Below are 12757 nucleotides of genomic sequence, written 5' to 3'. Positions count from 1 at the left end.
TACAACTCCTTTCTTTTACCTTGGTGCTGATGCGTGATTTACCATATGATGAGCGGTAAGTGTAAGTCGCTGCATCATAAATTCACGAATATCACCTGATAAATGCACGTCGTCCATCGCTTTTTCCATACAGGCAAGCCAAGCATCCGCTTGAACAGGGCTAATGACAAATGGCATGTGACGAGCCCTCAGTCGTGGATGACCGTACTCCTCTGTATATGCTTGTGGACCACCAAAAAATTGCGTTAAGAATTTTTTTTGCTTATCTTTTGTTTCTGTTAAATCGTCAGGAAATAAATGAGTTAAATCACTATGGTTTTTTACGTAGCCATAGAAAGCTTCAACGAGAGAATCAAGTGTCGCTTCTCCACCGATTAAAGCATAAGGGCTAGTTTTGTTTTGGTCAGGCACGGTTACCCTCGCTCCTTTTACATCAATACCATAGTTCTATTGTAGCAACGTTTACGACGTTGGGCAAATCATGTGTTTTAGAACGAGTAAAAAGGGTAATCATATTGTCTATTTTTGGAGATCCCTGTACAATAGAAGAAAATGTACGTGAAAAGCAGGTGAACTAGGTTGACTATTCATTTTTGGCCACTAGCACAAGGGTATGATAGCGTGAGCACTAGCACTGCTCAAACAGTGCCCTTGAATCAAACTGATTTTAGCACGTTTTTGGCAACGGCGATGCAACAAACATCTTCTGCGCAATCTTCTTCTTTATCGTTACCTTTTTTATTGCCCTTATTTAATCAGCAGTTAGAGCAGGTGCCTGCAGGAAGTGGTGCCTCTTCATCGATAAATGGGGCTTCTTTATCTAAAAATGTCGATGCAAACGCTCAAGCCTATATGCCTTTAATTGAACGGATTTCGAATGAATATCAAGTGGATCCGAAGCTGACGATGGCTATAATAAAGCATGAGTCAAATTTTAATGAAAAAGCGGTAAGTTCTGCTGGGGCGAGCGGGTTAATGCAGCTTATGCCCGGAACTGCAAGAGGGCTTGGCGTGACATCGATATTTGATCCGGAACAAAATATCCGAGGCGGCGTACGTTACATAAAAGATATGCTCAATCGTTACGATGGTAATGTATCTCTAGCGCTAGCCGCCTATAATGCAGGTCCAGGTAACGTTGATAAATACAACGGAATACCGCCATTTAAAGAAACTCAAGCGTATGTACCGAAAGTAATGAGTACTTATCAGCAAGCCTAACAAAAAGGAACCAAACGTTTCGTGCGCTTGGTTCCTTTTGTTACTTGCGAATTAGTTACTATCGGTAAAGTGAGGAGAGGTGGAAAAGAAGCGAGCGACTTTGTTGGCAGCAGGTTTACACGTTATCTGCTGTTGATGTAACAGCTCTGTCAGCACTTCAACTGCTTGGATCATCGAGGTACCTTCATACTCAATCTCATAATCTTCTCGATGGTTGTATTCACTGTGATCGAGACAAAGTAACCCGTCTTTATATGGATACGTAATTCGGTGTGTAGTCAACTGTCCGTATGGATAAAAAACGCACGTATTTGGAAGAAGGGATTCTATGGCTATTTTTACAGCCCCTTCAGGCAATGTTCCTGAAAGTAATAAAGCTTGATCGGTTTCTTCTAGTTTTTGATGGGTTTCCACCATACCTTCGTCTGTTTGTTGCTTTAACGTTAAGACAGCTTTTCCTTCCTTCGTTCGTATGCGTAATGCGGCCGTTTTATCCTTTAAATGAAATGCTTGTGTATCAAAATATTCGTTTCGCTGAGTAAGTGGTTGTTTCTTACCGAGGACGTGTTGTAATTGCTCGTATTCTTCTTTTGTCAGAAGAGATTTCGCTTCATATTCCATTTCTGTTGTCATTAATCGTCTCACCCTTCGTTCGCTTATACTCATCATGTGTGTTTTGGCTCTCATTTATGATAAGATATAATCGGAAAAAGAGGCAAGTTGGAGGGGTCAGATGGAATACTTACACGTACAATCAATTGAAGTAGGAAACGAGGTAACAACGGTCTATTTAAATCAGGAGGTTAGCGAGCGTAGTGCGAATGACTTAAAGGACGGCGAGAGGATCTTAGTGGACTCTGATCAATTTGCATTTTTGTATATTATTGAAGATCATAAAGGCTTCCGTGGCATACGGTTCGATGAACAAGTTTGGCCCGAGTTGAAAAAAGGTTATGAAAGCGAAACAACCTTCTATTTAAAATTGAACGAAAGTACTCGTTTGACATTAGCGCAATTTAATGATGAAATGACGTTTTTGTTAGAAAATATACAAGGGAATGGAAACTACGGAGAAGCATTTGAACTGGCTGTGAAGTCTGTGTTTGAATAGCGAAAAAGCAGGTGATGAAAAATGGATTGGGATTCTTTCTTAACTCCTTATAAGCAAGCGGTAGACGAGTTAAAAGTGAAATTAAAGGGAATTCGTGAGCAATATCAAAAAACATCTCTCCATACACCGATTGAATTTGTTACTGGTCGAGTAAAACCAATATCTAGTATTTTAAATAAAGCAGAACGCAAGCAAATCCCTCTTGATCGTTTAGGGGAAATGCAAGATATTGGTGGTGTTCGGATTGTCACCCAATTTGTAGAAGATATTGATAAAGTTATTGATTTAATTCGATCTCGAACGGATTTCGTGATTGTTTCTGAGCGTGATTATATAAAAGAAAAGAAACCGAGTGGCTATCGGTCCTATCATATGATGCTCCAATATCCTGTTCATACGATTAAGGGTAGAGAAAATGTCATTGTCGAATTGCAAATTCGAACGATGTCAATGAACTTTTGGGCAACGATTGAGCATTCATTACGTTATAAGTACAGTGGAGAGATCCCTGATGATATTAACATGCGGTTGCAACGAGCGTCTGAAGCTGCATTTTGGCTAGATGAGGAAATGTCCATTATTCGGGATGAAGTTCAAGAGGCGCAGCGGATTATTACCGCGAAACAACGCCAAAATAGAGGATAGGCAGGAGGCTAATGGCGTGAAGTTCTCAGTTGCTTCGAGAGGGGATAACCTTTCGAATGATTTATGTGAGTCAATGAAAGAAAAGTTGCTTAAGGCGGATTTAATTCTCGATCATGAAGAACCAGATATTGTCATTACTGTAGGTGGAGATGGCACGTTACTTGAAGCATTTCATTTATATGCACACCGGTTAGAAGAAACTGCTTTTGTAGGTATACATACGGGGCACCTTGGTTTTTATGCAGATTGGGTACCAGAAGAAGCGGATCACTTAGTCACACATATCATTAAAACGCCCTATCAAATTGTTGAGTATCCTTTATTAGAAGTGGTGATACGGTATCGAGATGGACGAGCCTCAAGGCGCTACTTAGCGTTGAATGAGTCAACGATTAAAAGTTCAGAAGGATCTCTAGTATGTAATGTCGAAATAAAAGGTGAGGTCTTTGAAACGTTTAGAGGAGACGGGCTTTGTATGTCAACTCCGTCAGGAAGCACAGCTTATAACAAAGCATTAGGTGGGGCTATTTTGCATCCATCCTTAGCATCGATTCAGCTTTCTGAGATGGCTTCGATTAATAATCGAGTTTATCGTACGTTGGGTTCGCCACTTGTGTTGCCTCAACATCATACGTGTTTATTGAAATTATTAAATGATGTATCCGTTCAAGTAACGATTGATCATTTCAATGTGCCAAATTATGAGGAAAATGTTGATACCGTTCAATGTCGAGTAGCGGAAGAAAAAGTTCGTTTTGCACGCTTTCGTCCGTTTCCGTTTTGGAAGCGTGTGAAGGAGTCGTTTATCAGTGAATAAAAAGGAGCTAAAATGGCGCGTTAGGAAAAGTGAGGCAAATCTCTCACTGCGCGCTTTTTTACGTGAAGAAAAACAGCTCTCCAAGCGCTTGCTGTCTGCGATAAAGTTTCAAGGTGGGGAAATCTTTTTAAACGATGTGCCTGTTACTGTTAGAGCATATGTGAAAGAAGGAGATCACGTACGAGTTTGTCTACCTAATGAGCAGGTGAGTTCATCTTTAAAGCCACAAAACATAGCACTTACCATTCATTATGAAGACACAGACCTTCTCGTCGTGGAAAAGCCAGCCATGATGGCAACCATTCCTTCCCACGATCATCCTGATCATACGCTAGCCAATGCAGTGTTGAACTATTACCAAAAACAAGACATTGCGGCAACGTTTCATGCGGTTAACAGACTAGATCGGGGAACGAGTGGATTAATAATGATTGCCAAACATCGTCATGCGCACGATCTACTTTCTAAAGCGCAGCAACAAGGTGAATTGAAACGTTATTATTCAGCAGTAGTCACGGGTGTACCGAAATTAAAGGGAACGATAAACGCACCAATCGGTCGCAAAGCTTCAAGCATTATTGAAAGAGAAGTACGGGCTGACGGCAAGCCAGCTCTTACATATTACAGACGAATTGCCTCTAATCAGAAAGAAAGTCTTCTTCAACTTGAATTGCAAACAGGGAGAACGCATCAAATTCGCGTTCACCTTCAATCGATTGGTTTTCCTCTTTTAGGAGATGGCTTATACGGAGGCGATCAACGATGTTTTTCCCATCAAGCATTGCATTGTTACCAGCTAACATTCACACAACCGCTAACTGGAGAAAGGTATGTAATCAAAAGCCCACTGCCTAAAGCTTGGAAACGGGTTTGTGCCGATATGGCGATAGAAGATACGAATCAAGATTTTTTCCCTTCTAAGCTAGTTGACTGATTAATAATGTGATAAACTATTAGTACCTGATAATAAAAATTGGAGGCTTAACAGATGAAATCAATTGATTTAACTGGACGTACATATGTAGTAATGGGTGTAGCGAACAAGCGAAGCATTGCATGGGCAATTGCACGATCACTAGACGAAGCCGGTGCAAAACTCGTTTTTACATACGCAGGAGAACGATTAGAAAAAAATGTAAAAACATTAGCTGAATCTCTTGAAGGAGAGCATCTCGTTCTTCCTTGTGACATTTCGAGTGACGAAGAAATTGATGCAACGTTTAACGACATTAAAGAACAAGTTGGAACCATTTCTGGTGTTGCGCACTGTATTGCTTTCGCCAATAAAGAGGAATTAGAAGGCGAGTATTTAAACGTTACCCGTGATGGCTACCTTTTAGCTCAAAATATTAGTGCCTATTCACTAACAGCTGTCTGTAAAGCAGCACGTCCGCTTATGACAGAAGGTGGAAGCGTGATGACGTTAACGTACTTAGGTGGCGAACGCGTTGTGAAAAACTACAATGTGATGGGCGTAGCGAAAGCAGCACTTGATGCAAGTGTAAAATATTTAGCAAATGATTTAGGAAAAGATGGTATTCGTGTTAATGCCATTTCAGCTGGACCGATTCGTACCCTTGCTGCAAAAGGAATTGGCGGCTTTAATGATGTTCTAAAAGAGATTGAAGAAAAAGCACCATTACGTAAAACGACGACACAAGAAGAGGTTGGCGACACAGCCCTCTTTCTTGCTAGCGATTTATCTCGTGGAATTACAGGTGAAATCATTCATGTAGATGGCGGTTATAGCACGCTATCTCTTGTATAATCTTTAATGCGACCGAAGTAATCGGTCGCTTTTTTGTTTTATGCAAACCCTATCTTCATATCTCCTTTCATATACTCATATATATAAAGGAGAGGAGGCGTCGGCAATGACGTGGTTTGAATGGTTGATTTTATTATTAGCAACAGCAAGAATGACAAGGCTCTTTGTCACCGACGATATTATGGAATGGTTTCGCAATTCTTTTATTCAGTTGAAAGAAGAAGATGGAACCTTGTATGCATACCCGAAAGGGAAAGGTTTACGTAAGTTTATTGGCTCATTACTGTCGTGTTATTGGTGTACAAGTGTGTGGGTAGCAGTATTCTTTTTTATTGGCTTTTGGTGCCTGCCAAGCTTCTTTTTTCCGATTTTTCTTTGTCTCAGCATTGCGTATGGAGCCGCTATTATTGAGTCCGTCTCAAGAAGGATTTAACAAATGTACACCCTTCTTATGCACCATAACGGTGGCGGGGGCGTTAGTCAGTATATCCAAACACGATTAGATGATATGACAATTGAATGCGTTGCAACTGCGCGCCAGTTCCGACTTGTATGGAGCAATGCTAAAAAGGAAACCTACTCATCCATTTATCCGCTTATCAATCGATTAAAAAATCTCTCCATTAAAAAAATAGAGCTTCATCATTTATGGGGCTTTCCATTTGGTGACGTTGAGATGCTGTTGCAAGTGCTTGGTTGTCCGTATACGGTATGTCTTCATGATTTTTTTGGGGTTTGTCCAAATGTTTTTTTTATTAATAATAACCGTCGCTATTGTGGAATGGAAAAAGATAGTACAGTTTGCGAAGGTTGCATAACAGAAACAGCAACTAGATCTATATTGGTAAAAGCAGGAGGTCCTTCTTTTACGGTCGATGAATGGAGAAATCGCTACCACTCGCTTTATAAAAAAGCATCTGCCATTGTTGCCCCTAGTGTCTCGACAAAAGAGATGTACCTAACCTATTTCCCTGATTTACAAATTACTGTTATTCCCCACTCCTTGCCCCATTTGAAACAAAAACAAATTCGAAAGCATGACCAACAGAACCATAAGCAACTTCGTCTTGGCTTTCTGGGCAACCTCTTTTTACATAAGGGAGAGGATGTTGTGGCTCAACTGCTAGATCACCTTGATCAAGCCCCTCTTCCGTTAGCACTCTATTCCTATGGGGATCTCGCATCATCATTAAAGCAGAGAAGAAGAATCATTGAGCGTGGTCCTTATAATGGAGAAAATTTAGAAGCACTGTTAATCGAAGATCAAATTGATTTGATTTGTATCCCGTCCGTCGTTCCAGAAACCTTTTCTTACACCACACACGAAGCAATTAAGTTAGGTTATCCTGTTCTTGTTTTCAATTTAGGTGCACAAGCAGAAGCTGTTAAAACCATTGGGAGAGGATGGGTCGTGGAAGAGGTCTCAGGAGCAGCTCTTTATGAACAGCTCAAAAAAAGATGCTTAACAAAAGAAGAGCTTCACTCTTACGAGTAGTAAGAGTGAAGCTCTTTATAAAGTTGCTGAGCCCGATGGTAAAACGTATGCTCTGCAACTTTTTGGTAGCTTGAAAGGGCGTACTGAGTACGAATATCGTCGTTTTCTAATAATTTCTGAAGTTGGGTTCGCAAATTCTCTGAATTCGTAAATGTGGCAATGTCCGTTGGTGAAAAAAAATCTCGAATTCCACTTCGGTATTCACTAAGTTGACATGTTGCTGTAGCGGCAATTTCAAACGTACGATTGTTTATACTTCTAGCTTCAATGTCTTTGTTTCCAGTTCGATAACTATTTAAGACAACGCGCGATTGGCGATAGAGCCTGCCTACCTTTTCAGGTGATAACCAGGTGGCGATGTGGTCGGCTTTAGATGGAAGGTCATCCTTCTGCCAAGGTCCAACAACGGCCACCTTTAACGAAAAGTGCTGGTCAATTTGCTTTAACCAAGTCATTCGACTTTCATATGGGTAGCCAACAAACGTAAGATCATAGTGTGGAACACCGTTGTTCTTTGCAGGATAAAACGATTGATCATCGTAACCAAGGGGTACATAAGTGACAGAAATGGGTGTAGAATGATTGTTGTAAAATGCAGCGGACGCAGATTCGACAGACCATGCTACTGTAGCGAATGTAAGCACATCGAGCGAAGATGAAGTGTAATAAGGCTCTTCCGTTAACCAAACTGCTAATGGAGGAAGCTGATTAGCATGAAAAAGGTCTTTGTCTTTAGCTGAAAAAAAATAACCATTAAATGTTACGATCCAATCGACCTGGTTTTGTCGACAAAATCGGACCAGTGTTTGACCGTTACAGGCAGTATAAGATTGGGAGTAGACAGTAGCAAATACCGTTAATCCTTTTTTTAATGCGTTTTCAAAAAAAGGATAGACCCCACCAAAAGGAGATGTAAGGAATAAAAGATTCATGACACGGTTAAGGCAATCGTATTTAAAGACGCTTTTCCTTCAGTTAAATCCGCTCCATATACAAACCCTGTAATTTGTAAAGAAAGGGAAGTGTTTTTTTTAACTGCTGGAATCACCACTTCAAAGTCGGAAAAGGTTATAGATGATCGTGGTGGGATTTCGTCAATAGGAGGTGATAGCCAGAATTGTCCTGTTTGTTTTGCGTGCTTATCGGCTTGTTCCTCAACAAATTTCCACGTATCTGTTACGCCTTCTCGAGATACGGAATAGTGCTGCAGATTGTTCTTTGAACGTTCGATCCTTCCTGATAAATTGGCGAGTTCGGGTTTATTGAAACTTAAACAAATTACTGGATTAACTAAAGGAGATGCTCCTCGGTTTTCAATGATCATATGTCCTTTAATGACGAAGGGCTCCTCTTCATTTGTTTCAAAGGGGGCCATAATTGCATACGTAAAAAACGAGTCTACTTGAATGTCATTTTCCCCTAACGAAGGGGGATCCTCTACTTTTGGTGAGGAGATCGCTTCCGAAACAGCCGGATCATTCGCTAATTCCTCTAAACGAAGTGTTAATTCTTCAATCACCGCATCTTGGTCATGAATTCGTTTACGTTGATCTGTTAATAGTCGATCTTGTTTTACTACCTCTGAACGATAGTGAAGAATTTTTTGATTAAGTTGAATGATTTTTTTATCTAACGTATTCATTCGTTTTTCCGTCAATTAAACCGCCTCACTTTTTTAATTTCCCTTGCTACAGTCTATGAGACAGTTTCGAAAATAAGAAGAAAAAGCTGTGCATCTGTCCATTTGGAACGTAAGAACAGAAAAAAAGCCGCACTATTCGAGTGCGACCTACGCTTGTTTAGTTAACAGGCGATTTCTTTCCGAACCCTTTGCCAGGGAATACAACCGGGCACTGAGGTGGGAATTTGTTCTCGCTGCAAATGACATCAGATACTGGGAACTCATGTCTTGGCTTACAGTAAGCTGCTTCAATTTCTAAGCGAACATCAGCAAATACGTGAACATCTAAGCAGAACGAGAATGAAATATCGAGTTGGGAGAAGTTGGCATCACAAACTACTTCCGCGTCGCACTGACCTGCAGAAATAAATGCATCTACAGATGTGCCCTCAGGAGCACAAAGATAAAACGTTTGAATCGTTGCGAAATCAATTGGATCTGAGGTACAGATTAGGTTCCCAAGCTCATCTAGAATATCAACCTCGATTAATCCTTTCGCTAATACTTTTACTTTTTCTAAGCATACTTCTTCACCGTTCGGTAACGTAACTTCAACTTCTGTACGGCCGAATGGGTTTGTTACTTCGTTTGTTAGAAGTGAATTTTCTAACACACGGCAAACCGTTTGGTAGTTCGGGAATGCCTGTAGTAAAGCGCATAGTGAGCCTGGTCCCGGTGTTGGACCTGTGCAATCAGGGAAGAGCGTTGAAAGTTCAGGCTCTCTAAAGCTAAGTGTTGGTAAATCAACTTGACGTGTCACCCAATCAAAGACCTTCGGGACACTAATGCAAACATTGTGTTTTTCATGATCGTGACTCATGGAGGGACCTCCTTTTAATTTTAACCGTTAGTAGGCAGTTGTTAAAAATAACAAAGCAACTAAAGGCGTTCGGACTACTGTATAGTATGACTGTTGTCTAAATATGTGCGCTTATTTTTAAACCTTAAACAAACTTTCTTTTCTTTGCATAGAATAGAAGGCGTTCATTTTTCTAGATAAGGAGAGATTATAATGCAATATAAAAAGAATCCACATGGGTATTTCGTGACACAAAGACCAGTCGCTAAGCCAGCAGCAGATAAGAAACACAACACTGGCTGTTGTGGTAAGAAAAGACCTTAATGAGAAAAACCGTTTGTTTCTATTCTATAGAGATAAACGGTTTTTTGTTTCTCTCGGCTCTCCAGTTCTCTAAAATCGTTTCTTTATGAAAAGCTTTTTTCGCTAAAAAAGGGCTTTACTGAACGTTTTGCTTTTGAGGTGAATAGTGTAGATCATTAGGCAAATGTACCAGAAAGATAAATAAGAGAGGTTTGTGTGACATGAAGAAACAGAATATAGCCATTGTTGGCTTAGGATACGTTGGGCTGCCTTTAGCCATTGAATGTAGTCGTAGAGGGCACCGTGTCATTGGCATTGATCAAGATCAAGGGAAGGTACATGACTTACATCGACAACGCTCGTATATAAACGAAGTGGACGATAAAGCGATTGAGGCGTTAATGAACGAATCGTTCACAGTAACAGACCAGTGTGAAGAAGCAAAACAAGCGACGGTTATTATTTTGTGTGTCCCTACACCATTAGCTAGTACCGGGACTCCCAATTTATGCTACGTGCAAACCGCTTTAAAACAATTAGCGCCACACTTGCAACAAGGTCAGCTTCTTATATTGGAAAGTTCTACGTTTCCAGGAACAACAGAAGAAATCGTTGTGCCTCTTATTGAAAGAGAAGGATTTCTTATCGGAAAAACGTTTTTTGTTGGCTATTCACCAGAACGAATCGACCCAGGGAATAAACAATTCCATTTAACCGATGTTCCAAAAGTAATAAGTGGCATGACTTCGGAATGTTTACAGAGAGTGAAAGATGTTTATGAAACCATATTTAAAGAGCTCGTGCCTGTCAGTTCAACAAGAGTGGCAGAAGCGGTGAAGATGTTTGAAAACACCCAGCGTTTTATTAATCTATCGTTTGTGAATGAAATGGCGCGTGCCTGTTACGAATTAGAGATTAACGTTGAAGAAGTCTTACTCACTGCTGAAACGAAGCCATATGGATCTTCAGCATATCGTCCTGGACCAGGTGTAGGGGGGCACTGTATACCAGTTGATCCTCTTTATTTTAAATGGAAGGTTAATCAAGTTGGAGCGACAACACGGTTTATTGATCTAGCTAAAGCGGTTAATGATGAGCAGCCGGATTATATTGTCAAGCGAATACGGTCCCTCATTCATTCGGTGGAAGAGGCTGCCATTTTATTAATTGGGCTTTCTTACAAAAAGAATACTAGGGATACGAGAGAGTCTAAATCGATAGGAGTGGCGGAGCGACTCATTCAAGCAGGCTTTACTATTGCTTACCACGATCCTTTTGTACCGGTTTACACCTTGTGCGATCAAGCGTATCAATCTATTACGATCGCAGAAGATACGTTGGCTGTCTTTGATCTTGTTGTTTTACTGACCGATCATGATGATCTTGATTATAACAAGGTTGTACAGCACAGTAAATGCATTTTTGATACAAAACAATGTTTGAGCGTCGAAGGTCCGCATATTCACAAGTTATAGGAGGAGCGTATGAACATATTGGTGACAGGGGGACTGGGGTTTATTGGTTCTCACTTAACAGAAAAGCTACTTCAGGAAGGGCACACGGTATGCGTCATGGATCAAGTGGAAGATACACGTCTAGTGGAAGAATTCGTTCGCTCAAAACGGTTCTTTTTTATTAAAAGTCGGGTAGAAGATGCTGATGTAACCGAGCGCTGGATTAACTGGGCTGATGTCGTGTTTCATTTAGCTGCTTCACTTAGTGTTCGCCGTTGTGTAGAGGAACCAGATGAAATTATTGCAGGAAACTTAATCCCTGCGCAAGTCGTGTTGAAGAAAGCAGTCAACTCCAAGACGAAAGTCGTTTTTGCATCCACTTCTGAAGTGTACGGAAAAAGTGAGAACTTGCCCTATAAAGAAGATGGTGATCGGTTAGTGGGAGCAACGAGTACCCATCGCTGGTGCTATGCGACAGTTAAAGCGTTAGAAGAGCACATGTTTTTGGCCGCTGCAAAGAAAGGATTGCCGGTGACAATTTTACGCTATTTTAATGCGTATGGACCGAGGGCAAAGTCGGGTTTGTATGGAGGGGTCATTCCAATTTTCATTTCAGCTGCTTTACGAAATGAGCCCCTTTCTGTTCATGGCGATGGTAAGCAAACAAGGTGCTTCACGTATGTGAAAGATACAGTGGAAGCGACGAGTCGAACAGTTGGCCATCATTGCAATGGTGAAGTGATTAATATTGGGTCTTCCACGGAAATATCCATTTTACAACTTGCACAGTCGATTATTCAGCTCACAAATAGCCAATCGGATATCCAGTTTATACCATATAAACAGGTTTATAAGAGTGGCTTTGAAGATATGAGGAAGCGCGTACCTTGTACGGAAAAGATGGAAAAGATACTTCACTATCCGGCATCTGTTTCCTTAACAGATGGGCTAAAAGACACTATTCGGTATTATCGCTTATTTCTTTGATCTAGTTTTCATATTTCGAGCGAACCAACTAGTTTGACTTGAATCTTCTTGCGTATCTTGTTGCTTCGGTAAACTGGCTTTACTAGAAAAGAAGACGGATTCATCTGGTGAATGAGGGTGCTGCTGTTCATCCTGTTTCTTTTCAACTTCAGGTGCGGGTTCAACACTTTCCGTTTGTTGGCTTGTTTTAGGCGACTTGTTATCCGATGCCTGTTCTTTTAATCGCGCGCACTCTTCAAGAAGGTCTTGATTTTCTGCAAGCAATTCATCAATCATGTTGTAGTGATAATCATTTTTATAACGCTCTAGTTCTTTATTTAAGCGGACAATTTCTGATTCTGCATGGATGAGACGTTGATGAAGCTGTACGGGTGTTAGCCGTGAAGTGGATTGTGTCATTTTACTCAGTCCTCTCAGCTGGCATTTCTATCATCTTATGAACGAAAGAGGCGATTCATGATGCAAAAAAGAGAAAG

General features: G+C 40.7%; 16 protein-coding genes. 10 read left to right on the top strand and 6 right to left on the bottom strand.

The annotated features are described in order from the left end of the window. Nucleotides 1-15: 15 nt before the first annotated feature. Nucleotides 16-411, bottom strand: a complete 396-nt coding sequence (locus PQ477_RS00625; protein WP_144559273.1) for a globin domain-containing protein — start codon at nucleotides 409-411, stop codon at nucleotides 16-18. 168 nt (nucleotides 412-579) lie between these two features. Here PQ477_RS00625 and PQ477_RS00620 point away from each other — a divergent pair, with 168 nt between their 5' ends. Continuing rightward, nucleotides 580-1221, top strand: a complete 642-nt coding sequence (locus tag PQ477_RS00620) for a lytic transglycosylase domain-containing protein (RefSeq protein WP_052008182.1) — start codon at nucleotides 580-582, stop codon at nucleotides 1219-1221. Nucleotides 1222-1272: 51 nt separating this feature from the next. Here the strand turns inward: PQ477_RS00620 and PQ477_RS00615 are convergent, their stop codons facing one another. Continuing rightward, on the bottom strand, nucleotides 1273-1854 hold the full coding sequence (locus PQ477_RS00615; RefSeq protein ID WP_274272814.1) for a CYTH domain-containing protein: 582 nt from the start codon (nucleotides 1852-1854) through the stop codon (nucleotides 1273-1275). Between the two features lie 100 nt (nucleotides 1855-1954). Between PQ477_RS00615 and PQ477_RS00610 the strand changes: the two genes are divergently transcribed. The 7 genes from PQ477_RS00610 (at nucleotide 1955) to PQ477_RS00580 (ending at nucleotide 7057) form a co-directional block, all read left to right on the top strand. After that, complete coding sequence (locus PQ477_RS00610) at nucleotides 1955-2332, top strand: UPF0738 family protein (protein ID WP_052008181.1); 378 nt, start codon at nucleotides 1955-1957, stop codon at nucleotides 2330-2332. A 21-nt stretch (nucleotides 2333-2353) separates the two neighbouring features. Beyond that, the gene (locus tag PQ477_RS00605; protein WP_035397059.1) at nucleotides 2354-2977 is read left to right on the top strand and encodes a GTP pyrophosphokinase; all 624 of its coding nucleotides are present in this window, start codon (nucleotides 2354-2356) and stop codon (nucleotides 2975-2977) included. A 16-nt stretch (nucleotides 2978-2993) separates the two neighbouring features. After that, complete coding sequence (locus PQ477_RS00600) at nucleotides 2994-3794, top strand: NAD kinase (protein WP_035397057.1); 801 nt, start codon at nucleotides 2994-2996, stop codon at nucleotides 3792-3794. Beyond that, the gene (locus PQ477_RS00595; protein WP_144559271.1) at nucleotides 3787-4728 is read left to right on the top strand and encodes an RluA family pseudouridine synthase; all 942 of its coding nucleotides are present in this window, start codon (nucleotides 3787-3789) and stop codon (nucleotides 4726-4728) included. The genes PQ477_RS00600 and PQ477_RS00595 overlap by 8 nt, the downstream gene beginning before the upstream one ends. A gap of 54 nt (nucleotides 4729-4782) precedes the next feature. Continuing rightward, nucleotides 4783-5562 carry an enoyl-ACP reductase FabI gene (gene fabI / locus PQ477_RS00590; protein ID WP_035397055.1) on the top strand — a complete coding sequence of 260 codons (780 nt, stop codon included), beginning with the start codon at nucleotides 4783-4785 and terminating at the stop codon, nucleotides 5560-5562. Between the two features lie 106 nt (nucleotides 5563-5668). Next, on the top strand, nucleotides 5669-5995 hold the full coding sequence (locus PQ477_RS00585) for a DUF1360 domain-containing protein (protein ID WP_035397053.1): 327 nt from the start codon (nucleotides 5669-5671) through the stop codon (nucleotides 5993-5995). Nucleotides 5996-5998: 3 nt separating this feature from the next. Further along, entirely contained in the window at nucleotides 5999-7057 is a 1059-nt protein-coding gene (locus tag PQ477_RS00580) for a glycosyltransferase (RefSeq protein ID WP_274272813.1), read from the top strand. On the opposite strand, the gene PQ477_RS00575 is transcribed toward PQ477_RS00580, so the two are convergent. The 3 genes from PQ477_RS00575 to PQ477_RS00565 form a co-directional block, all read right to left on the bottom strand. Continuing rightward, on the bottom strand, nucleotides 7048-7989 hold the full coding sequence (locus PQ477_RS00575; RefSeq protein WP_274272812.1) for a CgeB family protein: 942 nt from the start codon (nucleotides 7987-7989) through the stop codon (nucleotides 7048-7050). The two genes, PQ477_RS00580 and PQ477_RS00575, sit on opposite strands and share 10 nt — an antisense overlap. Further along, nucleotides 7986-8714, bottom strand: coding sequence for a hypothetical protein (locus PQ477_RS00570; RefSeq protein ID WP_035397046.1), 729 nt, complete (start codon nucleotides 8712-8714; stop codon nucleotides 7986-7988). The genes PQ477_RS00575 and PQ477_RS00570 overlap by 4 nt, the downstream gene beginning before the upstream one ends. 142 nt (nucleotides 8715-8856) lie before the next feature. Further along, a complete protein-coding gene (locus PQ477_RS00565; RefSeq protein ID WP_144559266.1) occupies nucleotides 8857-9558 on the bottom strand; it encodes a BMQ_0737 family morphogenetic spore coat protein in 702 nt (233 codons plus the stop codon). Nucleotides 9559-10061: 503 nt separating this feature from the next. Here PQ477_RS00565 and PQ477_RS00560 point away from each other — a divergent pair. Together PQ477_RS00560 and PQ477_RS00555 are read left to right on the top strand one after the other, a co-directional pair. Next, nucleotides 10062-11315 (top strand): nucleotide sugar dehydrogenase, encoded by a 1254-nt coding sequence (locus PQ477_RS00560; RefSeq protein ID WP_274272811.1) that lies wholly within the window; start codon nucleotides 10062-10064, stop codon nucleotides 11313-11315. A 9-nt stretch (nucleotides 11316-11324) separates the two neighbouring features. Further along, nucleotides 11325-12281: an NAD-dependent epimerase/dehydratase family protein gene (locus PQ477_RS00555; RefSeq protein ID WP_060703889.1), complete on the top strand. Its 957-nt coding sequence runs from the start codon at nucleotides 11325-11327 to the stop codon at nucleotides 12279-12281. On the opposite strand, the gene PQ477_RS00550 is transcribed toward PQ477_RS00555, so the two are convergent. Continuing rightward, nucleotides 12270-12680, bottom strand: a complete 411-nt coding sequence (locus tag PQ477_RS00550; RefSeq protein WP_274272810.1) for a hypothetical protein — start codon at nucleotides 12678-12680, stop codon at nucleotides 12270-12272. The genes PQ477_RS00555 and PQ477_RS00550 overlap by 12 nt on opposite strands. Nucleotides 12681-12757: the final 77 nt, after the last annotated feature.

Origin of the sequence: Shouchella hunanensis (assembly GCF_028735875.1) — a bacterium.
In the GTDB taxonomy this organism is placed as follows: Bacteria; Bacillota; Bacilli; order Bacillales; family Bacillaceae_D; genus Shouchella; species Shouchella hunanensis.
The sequence above is the reverse complement of the archived record's forward strand: the minus strand, read 5'-3'. Positions and strand labels throughout refer to the sequence as shown.

Excerpts from the sequence above, each read along its gene's own strand:
- PQ477_RS00615 (WP_274272814.1), bottom strand. The coding sequence starts at position 1,854 with ATGACAACAGAAATGGAATATGAAGCGAAATCTCTTCTGACAAAAGAA.
- PQ477_RS00610 (WP_052008181.1), top strand. The coding sequence starts at position 1,955 with ATGGAATACTTACACGTACAATCAATTGAAGTAGGAAACGAGGTAACA.
- PQ477_RS00605 (WP_035397059.1), top strand. The coding sequence starts at position 2,354 with ATGGATTGGGATTCTTTCTTAACTCCTTATAAGCAAGCGGTAGACGAG.
- fabI (WP_035397055.1), top strand. The coding sequence starts at position 4,783 with ATGAAATCAATTGATTTAACTGGACGTACATATGTAGTAATGGGTGTA.
- PQ477_RS00585 (WP_035397053.1), top strand. The coding sequence starts at position 5,669 with ATGACGTGGTTTGAATGGTTGATTTTATTATTAGCAACAGCAAGAATG.
- PQ477_RS00580 (WP_274272813.1), top strand. The coding sequence starts at position 5,999 with ATGTACACCCTTCTTATGCACCATAACGGTGGCGGGGGCGTTAGTCAG.
- PQ477_RS00575 (WP_274272812.1), bottom strand. The coding sequence starts at position 7,989 with ATGAATCTTTTATTCCTTACATCTCCTTTTGGTGGGGTCTATCCTTTT.
- PQ477_RS00565 (WP_144559266.1), bottom strand. The coding sequence starts at position 9,558 with ATGAGTCACGATCATGAAAAACACAATGTTTGCATTAGTGTCCCGAAG.
- PQ477_RS00560 (WP_274272811.1), top strand. The coding sequence starts at position 10,062 with ATGAAGAAACAGAATATAGCCATTGTTGGCTTAGGATACGTTGGGCTG.
- PQ477_RS00555 (WP_060703889.1), top strand. The coding sequence starts at position 11,325 with ATGAACATATTGGTGACAGGGGGACTGGGGTTTATTGGTTCTCACTTA.
- PQ477_RS00550 (WP_274272810.1), bottom strand. The coding sequence starts at position 12,680 with ATGACACAATCCACTTCACGGCTAACACCCGTACAGCTTCATCAACGT.